At 59.5% G+C, this 8,191-nt stretch carries 3 protein-coding genes and 3 pseudogenes; 2 read left to right on the top strand and 4 right to left on the bottom strand.

Annotated features, from left to right (window positions below):
* Window positions 1-194: 194 nt before the first annotated feature.
* Window positions 195-969, top strand: a pseudogene (locus AC1D1Z_RS30870) (NYN domain-containing protein).
* A 643-nt stretch (window positions 970-1,612) separates the two neighbouring features.
* On the opposite strand, the gene AC1D1Z_RS30865 reads toward AC1D1Z_RS30870, so the two are convergent.
* From AC1D1Z_RS30865 to AC1D1Z_RS30855, 3 genes and pseudogenes are all read right to left on the bottom strand, one after another.
* Window positions 1,613-2,737, bottom strand: a complete 1,125-nt coding sequence (locus tag AC1D1Z_RS30865; RefSeq protein ID WP_477852643.1) for a DUF418 domain-containing protein — start codon at window positions 2,735-2,737, stop codon at window positions 1,613-1,615.
* Window positions 2,738-3,305: 568 nt separating this feature from the next.
* Window positions 3,306-3,720, bottom strand: a pseudogene (locus AC1D1Z_RS30860) (transposase); the annotation flags it as partial.
* A gap of 66 nt (window positions 3,721-3,786) precedes the next feature.
* Window positions 3,787-4,938, bottom strand: coding sequence for a tyrosine-type recombinase/integrase (locus AC1D1Z_RS30855; protein ID WP_130806930.1), 1,152 nt, complete (start codon window positions 4,936-4,938; stop codon window positions 3,787-3,789).
* A 190-nt stretch (window positions 4,939-5,128) separates the two neighbouring features.
* Between AC1D1Z_RS30855 and AC1D1Z_RS30850 the strand changes: the two genes are divergently transcribed.
* Window positions 5,129-6,274, top strand: coding sequence for an RHE_PE00001 family protein (locus AC1D1Z_RS30850; protein ID WP_477852645.1), 1,146 nt, complete (start codon window positions 5,129-5,131; stop codon window positions 6,272-6,274).
* 155 nt (window positions 6,275-6,429) lie between these two features.
* On the opposite strand, the pseudogene AC1D1Z_RS30845 reads toward AC1D1Z_RS30850, so the two are convergent.
* A pseudogene (locus AC1D1Z_RS30845) lies at window positions 6,430-8,191 on the bottom strand (SIR2 family protein); the annotation flags it as partial.

Raw genomic sequence — 8,191 nt, 5'->3', positions numbered from 1 at the left:
CTGACAGCTGTCAGGGTTTTGCGATCGGCGGATGCTGGAGCGGGGAAGGGTAGATCAGCTCGGCTGGCGGCTACTGACATCATCCGACAAGGTAGGTTTTCGCTCGGTCCGAGGGGCAAGTTAAATGAAGTTCCTTGCTGGTCCGAGTCGTGCTCTGCTGGCCTTCGAGACCGTTGTAAAAATGAGGAAGAGCAATGCCGTCTGAAACTCGATCTCCGCGCCTGGCTGTTTTGATTGATGCGGACAATACATCCGCTAAAATCGCCGACGGGCTGTTCGAAGAGGTAGCCAAAATCGGGGAGGCAAGCGTGCGTCGCATCTACGGTGATTTTTCCGGCACGCGCTCCAAGGGTTGGGCGGACGTACTCGCAAAGCACGCGATTATCCCGCAGCAGCAATTTGCGTATACAACGGGAAAGAATGCTTCCGATATCACTTTGGTCATCGATGCAATGGATTTGCTGCACAGCGGTCGGTTCGACGGCTTCTGCCTAGTGTCCTCGGACAGTGATTTCACGCGGCTTGCCGCCCGGATCCGTGAGCAGGGTGTTGATGTGTTCGGCTTCGGCGAGCAGAAGACACCGGAAAGTTTTCGCCAGGCCTGCCGGCGGTTCGTCTATACCGAAAACCTGCTTCCTGGCGCGATCAAGGACGAGCAGAATACTGCATCCACAGACAAGCCGCTGCAGCCGGCAACATCGGCCGTGCCGCTGATCAAGAAGGTACTGTCCCAGGAGGATAGCGATGACGGCTGGGTCAACCTGGGCACCGTCGGCAAGCAGTTGTTGAATCTGGCGCCGGATTTCGACCCGCGACATTCGGCTTCCGAAAACTCAGCGATCTTATCAGCAAGACGAACCAATTTGAGGTCGTCAGGCCGAGGGCGGTCCGATCAGCATAAACAACGAGGCAAAAACTAGCACAATGGTAGCGGCGATGGAGCGAGCAAGTGCCGGGCCACGACGGTGAGTATGGCTTTCGCCTGCGACGAGAAGCGTCATCAGTGCTGCCCGCAAAGAAAAGCGTCTGCCGAGCACGCTTCGGCAAGGCAATTGATATGTCGGCGTCGTCTTGACAGTTGAGACCGAATGGACCGAGGTTACCTTGCGAACGGTGACCCCGCAGCTCGCTCTGACGGAGCGACGGCGACGATGGTAGTGGCGATCTTCGGCACCACCAATATTCGCGCTATTCAACCCGGGTAGCATTGGTACCGGGCTGCTCGCCGTGCCTGTGCTGGCAGGATCGGCAGCCTACGCCATATTCGACCGGCCGGTGGAAAACCGGACTGGAGCACAAGCCACGCGAGGCGGTCGGGCTCTACACAGTTGTCGGGCTTGCCGTTCTCGTCGGCCTCGCGGTCGGCTTTTCGCCAATCGATCGGATACGGGCGCGCGCCTGCTGATGGCGAGCTCCGCTCCGGAATCCTGTCTGCACCGTTTAAGGTGCCTCCTACCAGAACACTCTGGCGCTGTGCTCGTGACGGTCAAGGGTAGGTCGCGGCGCGATTGGCCGTCGGCCCACTTGACCGTCACTGCGCGCGGCGGGCACGAAGGCAAGTCGGTATCATCAATCCCTATAAGGGTAGATCAGAGTCGGGGCGACGTGGTGCTTAGCGGATGTGATGCGCGAGATCTGTGATCCTACCCATCAGCACTTCCATCGGTCCTCGTTGGAAGGCGCGCAGCCAAAGCACGGCGAAAGTGCTTATAACCACGACGAAACCAAAGAGCACAGACAGGCTCCCATCTTCTTCAAGCGCATCTATTCCCATAATGCGCTCTAAATAGGCTACTCCCACAATGTGCAGCACGTAGGCCGTCAAAGACATAGAGCCGACCGCGATTATTGGCCAGACCAGCTTTTGCAGATGCGGGAGCCCGTCCATAGCAAGCCAGCAAGCCGCCAAGACAATCATTGCGCAACCGGTGTTGCCCAGGATCGAGAACGTCGTCTCGCTGTGAGGTGCGGCAACCAGTAGCGACCAGGGAGAGTCGAGATACCACCACGAATCAAGAGGCTCCCGAAAAACGGCTGKGACAGGCAGCAAACGCAACGCGAGCCAGGATCCCCCATAGCCCAACACGGCCAGCGCGACCCCCTCTAGGCCAAGCCTCCAATGCATTGCTTGCGTATTAAGGCTAAGGCGTGCGATGGCCATACCTGCGATCACGAAAGGAACCCAGGTCATCGCGGGATAGGCGCCGTGGACCATGAAGTCGAACACCGGGTTCAAACTCCCCTCGGGGCCAAACAACTTAAGGAGGAAGCGCATTTGCGGGAGAACTAATGCGGTCCCTGCAGCGAGCAAGCCGAGCTGYTGTGCGCTGCGCCGATAGAGCGGCAGTACCAAGAGGAAGCAGATTCCGTAGGTTTTCAGGATGACTGCGATCCCTGTACCGAGGCGGGTCAGGATAGAGCCAATCGCGAGCAAAACAAGGGCACGAATTGCGACTCTGGCAACGGCCTGTCTACCTGCTTCCCCCGATTTCCGCGCCTTGCGGCCGGTAATCAGGATGATTGAAAAACCGGCCAATACGGCAAACAGGGCAGACGACCGCCCAAGGGGTAGCTCCATCAGATTCCCGATCAGTCCTAGGTCGTCGGGGATGGGGTCACCACCGACATGAGCGGCATACATGCCGAAGACAGCCAAACCGCGAGCAAGGTCGATGTCGACCAGCCGATCTTCGGCCGACCCATCGCTCGGGCCCTCAATTGACGAATTTCTCGCCACGGTGGTTCCTTTCGTTCATTGTGCCGACCCCGGGTCCGCCGTGTTGCAGCAATGGCGGGCCGGAGATTCATTAACCGGCGGCAAGAGGACCAAAGACAGCGCATGATCGGTTGGTCAACTGACCGCAGCTCTAACTTACTGAAAGTTAATGTTTTTTTTGATGATTTTGTCGAAGCTAGATAGGTGGGTCATCACCTTGTCGGACAGCTCGGGGAAGAAGGCGTGATCCTCGCAGAGCACGCCATCAGCGCGCTGATGACCATGGCCGAAAGCTGAGAGGAGAGGTGGCGTGGCGGGTCGGCAATCTGGGTCGGGTGACCTCGAACAACTCCGCGGCGATCGCCTCGACTTGCTGCGTGACCGGCTTCAGAGGGCATCGCGTTGGTTCATTGCGGTTTAGACACAGCAGGATCATTGCATGCTTTCCACGCAAGGCCGGCTAATCCCCAGCTGACGCATTTCCCCATAGTCCGTGGAGCAACCGAGCCCGAGTCGCCTTGCTGTTTCGTGGGAACGTTTTAGCGTCAATCAATCTCATTACGGCGTCTATCTTCTTGGCGACTGAGTCTCTTTCCTTTCGCCCTTGCATCAGGATCTCTTCGCCCGCAGCATAGCCGTGCCGACAGCCGCCCTCGGTCGTTTTGACACTCTGACTATCCAGCACAGGGGCATTCTGAGAGGCTTGGCGGCCGGTCCGCTCACGGTCCGCCATGACGAGGCAGTGATTGATCCTCGTGAACACACTGGCGTCACGCCAACGGCACAAATAGCCGAACACCGTACTGTTGGGAGGCAGGACCTTCGGGATCAGACGCCAGGGTCTTCTTCCTGGCAAACATAGAAGGTGCCCGATGATCTCTCGCAGCGGCCAAGCTGGCTTGCGCCCCTTGGCGCCGGCTGCGGAAGACCGCCCACTCTGCATCCGTCAGGTCGGGTTCCACATGACCCGTCCATTCAGGCTTCAGACACCTTCTTGGAATCATCTTTAGCCCGATCACTCACCCCATTCCCGGATATGCTCTGAGCTGCACCGATCCTACCCTTTTCGGCTAGCCAAGAAGACGCGACGCCTGGCCTTCCCGGCGTGTTGCGCTGTTATAATAACTTGATGCCTGCTGCACCGATCGATGACGCGACTGCTCCATCGCCTCGGGGAGTGGAATACCCCGGTTGGCGGCCTCGGTGAGATATCCCGACCGAAGCCCGTGCGCGGAAAACTCCCCACGCTCTAATCCAGCCAGTTCCACCCGCTGCTTGATGATCGCATTGACCGACTGCGGATCGATCGCCCGTCGCGAAACAGTCCCCCATCGCCCGATCGCCCGAAACACGCTGCCGCTGTCGATCTTGGCGGCCACCATCCAGGCATTCAGCGCCTCCACCGGCCGACCGGTCAGGTAGACAACGTCGTCCTCGTCGCCGCTGGTCGTCTTGGTGCGGCCGAGATGGATGGCGAGAGAGGGGAGGGGGCTCCCGCCTTCGACCGGAATGGGCGGCTCGACGGTCAACTGTTCGCGGCGCAGCCCGGCGATCTCGCTGCGCCGGCGACCGCCGGAGGCAAAGGCGACCATCAGCATCGCCCGGTCCCGGAGATCGCGCAGACTGTCGGTCGCGCAGGTCGCCAGCAGTCTTGCCAGGACGTCGCCGGTGACCGCCTTGGCGCTCTTGCGAAGACGTTGTCTTGGCGCGGCTCGGATCGCCAGCCGAATGGCTGATTTGAGGGCAGGGGAGGCGAAGGCGCCGTCAAAACCGCGCCATCTGGTCAGCGTCGACCAGTTCGCCAGCCGCCGGCGCACCGTCGATGGCGCGTGCGGGCCTGCGGATCTGAGAAAACCCTGGCTCCGAAGGTCTTCGTCGACGTCGGCCGGCATGCCGTGATCCGGATCGGTCTCGCGGTGCTGCGGATCCCAGAGGTGATGCGCGACGAATTTCAAAAGCAGCGCCTCGGGTGCCGGCCAGGGCAGGGATTGTCCGGTCGCCGCCAGTCCCCAGGCTTCCAGATAGGCAAGGTCGGAAGTCAGCGCCCGCAGCGTGTTGTCGCCCATGCCCTGGTTGACGAGATGGCGCAGCGTCTCGACGTCCTGGTCGGTCAAAAGCTTGGCGAGTTCGTCGCGGCGCTCTATCGGCAGGACGGCGGCAATGGTGTCGAGTTCTTCGGCGCGCCGCTCGACGGAAGTCTGTGATTTTCTGGGTTTGGCCACGGACGCTCCAAAATCGCGGGTTTCGCCAGCCGCTGGGACCGTGATTTGCTGCGATTCTTTCTGATTTGGGCCGCCAAATCAATCTACCATCGATAACCAGTACTTATCGATGGTTAAGATACCAAATCCCAATCATACCMTGTGAGGAATACTAACTTTCGTATAGAGTTCCTTTAGCAAATCATTTACCATTATTTCAATGGCTTACGATATCACGAAATTGCCCATCACAAGCCTGCTGCGGCCGATCTCGGACGCCGGCGTCGCGCTCACCCGTCTCGACGAGCGCATCGCCCGTTCGCCGGTCGGACAGGGCTTCCTCGAACGCGCCCACTTCACAGACGCCTGCGCCTCGTTGTGGATCGACGGCGAACTCGTCCACCTCGAAGACCTCGTCCTCCACGACGCCACCCGCGATATCCGCACCCCCACCCACGAACTCACCATCGCCCGCGATGTTTTGCGCACCCGCCGGCGCATTTCTGGCCAGTCCCCCGATTGGGCGCTGTCGCCGGATGGCCTGCGCAGCCTGCGGCAGGCGTGGCCTGCAGCATCATTTGGTGGCGACGGCCACGTCGAGAAAGAAATTGGCGTGGTGCATTCCGGCGAAGCCGCTGAAGGGGAGGGGGAGGACGATGATGACGCTGGCCCGCTGGCGGAAGAGTTCGCCGCCATCGATGCAGTGCTCGCTCGATCAGACGCYGCCATCGAGCAAGCAAAGACGCCCGGCCCAACCACCAGCGTGCGGGCTCGCGAAAAAAGTCCGCTGGTCTATGATCTTGACTGGGATGAAGACGAGCGGCTGGAGGAATGGCGAACGGTGCTGCGGGAGACGGAAAATCTGCCGGCGGTGTTGCGGGCGATCATCGCCCTCGATGCCTGGAACGAGCTTGCCGTCCTGCAGCACGCCCCTTGGCTCGGCCGGCTGTTTTGCGCCGCGATCCTGCGCCAGGCCGGCATTACTACCGGCGCCCATCTCGCCGCCGTCAACCTCGGCCTCAAAACCATTGCCGTCGATCGGCGCCGGCGTCGCGACCGGGAGACCCGGCTGCTCGCGATAACGCACGGGCTGATGGCGGCCGCTGAGATTGGGGTGAAAGAGCATGACCGACTGGCGCTTGCGAAAACAATGATGGAGCGAAAACTGGAGGGGAGGCGGACATCGTCCAAATTGCCGGAGCTGGTCGAACTGGTGATGGCGCGGCCACTGGTGTCCGCCAAAATGGTGGCCAAGACGCTCGAGGTGACGCCGCAGGCGGCGCGGCGGATTGTTTTGGAACTCGGGTTGAGGGAGATGACGGGGAGGGGGAGGTTTCGGGCGTGGGGAATTATTTAGAATGATCACATCACGGAGCGTGCTTACTTGCGGACGCGGTCGATCTCTCTGACCACTTTCGACCGAGGTAAGTGTTCGTTGAAGCTTTTATACGGGTGGTTTTCGAAAAGGAAACCTCCTCGTCTCTGATGATGACCAAACTGTTTCCGTCTGGTTTAAGCCTCTCGCTCTGCCGCCCTACGAATAAGACCGTCAAGGCTTGGGCCGCGACCGCGCCCGGACGCCGCCAAAGCGTCGACAATCTCTTTACAACGGTAGGGCCATGCACTCCGCTCGTCCGGGAGCAGTTTCTCCAGAGCGGCGATCAATGCGAGGGTCGCCTCTTCGTCAAGATCTGCAATTTCACATTTGAGATGCAGGTTATGTGTGCTTGAGACAGCCACAAGGCGGCGGTTCACCATGGTGAGGATTGCTGCAAACCGATCGGGGAAGCGAGACGCAAATCGAAGCAGGGCAGCGGACATTTCTGGCGTCCGCACTGTGCGTTGTCTCGGCCAGATCCTGCTGATAAACGGCAACACCATGTCTCGCCATTCCGGTGCGTCGGCTGCCCAGTCACCGACAAAATTCAGCACTGCCAGCCGCAGCGTATGATCGCCGAGGATCAACATGTCGCGAAGCTCGGCGTCCGAGACGATCTGATCATGCTGTTTACTACCCCAGCCGCTCAATAAATATCCAACAAGGTTCCGTTCCGACCTGCCGCCTGAACCGATCCTAGCAAGCATCGCAGGCTTCAATTGTGCAAGCAGCGCTGGATCAGGGATATGGCGCATTCCCGAGAATCCCGCCCAGAAGACATCGCTGTTCGGCCCGTCGTCGAAGGCGCACGGCAGCACATATTCCTCCATCCAAGGCTTCTGATAAAAGTAAAACCAGTTCGTGTTACGCGCCACGTGATAAAGCGCGTGCCGTGCGTGATCGCCGGGCAGTTTGAGCACCTTGGTCAAGCGAGTAATCCAGGTGGCTGGAACTTCATTCTGTCCTTCCGGCAAAGTTACGTTCATGAGCGCGGTTACCAGCCGACCGACAGCAGCATTCAGAGCCTCGAAAGCCCAGTCTCGCCCCGGCTTCTGCTTGTAAGTGGATGGATGAAGATTGGCTGTCTCGATGATCTTGTCCCAGATCGCATCGAACTCGCCCTGCCCGCGTGCCTCGAACCGGTCCGCACGTTTCGAAAGCCACTCGATTAACGGGTACCATAATCGAACAATATCGTCGGGGGACAGCTTCCGGATCAGAGCGACGACGATCGCGTCCTGCCGTTGCGTGGTCGCTGTTTCGCTCGTTGCTCTGAGGAAACTATGCCAGTAGTGCCAAGCCGTATTAACGTTGCGCCGCATTGCACTGTGCAAAGCCAGAATGGCGCTCGCCGGCTTTTTGACTGAGTATCCGGCGAACGGATTGTGTTCCGTATAGTCTCGCCCTCGCCGTTCTTCCGCCTCGATGGGCAAAAGCCGATTGGGAGGAACATCCAGGATGCTGGATGGGTCATTATCCATCCTGACCGAACGGACGGGACCAATTCTTGGCTGAGCGGTGTACTCAGCCGCCTCTTCGCGCCAGCTCGGCGCAATCGTCCGAAGTCGGCGCATTTCGGCGTTTATGTCGAATCCGAATTCGATGCCATTGGTCGAAAGCCATTGCAGTACATTGAGCCGCACATGCGCGGCGCTCTCCTTGGCTTCATCCGGCTCATATCCATCAAATTGCGAGATCGGAGCTTGTAGGATTCGGGCCTCGATCAAGGCTCGTCCTGTTTCGGACATCTCTGCCCATCGATCCCTGATGGAGTACAACAGATCGCGCTCGTGTTCGAAACCCCAGAACGTTCTGTCACTCATCGTCGTGAAAACGCTCTCGGCTTCCTCGATTGGCATCAATCCGGCGCGGCCGGCCGCCCAGATACGAAGCCGC

The sequence above is a fragment of the Rhizobium sp. P1_E1 genome (genome assembly GCF_056406015.1).
Note: the sequence above shows the minus strand (reverse complement) of the source record. Positions and strands in the feature narration are given on the sequence as shown.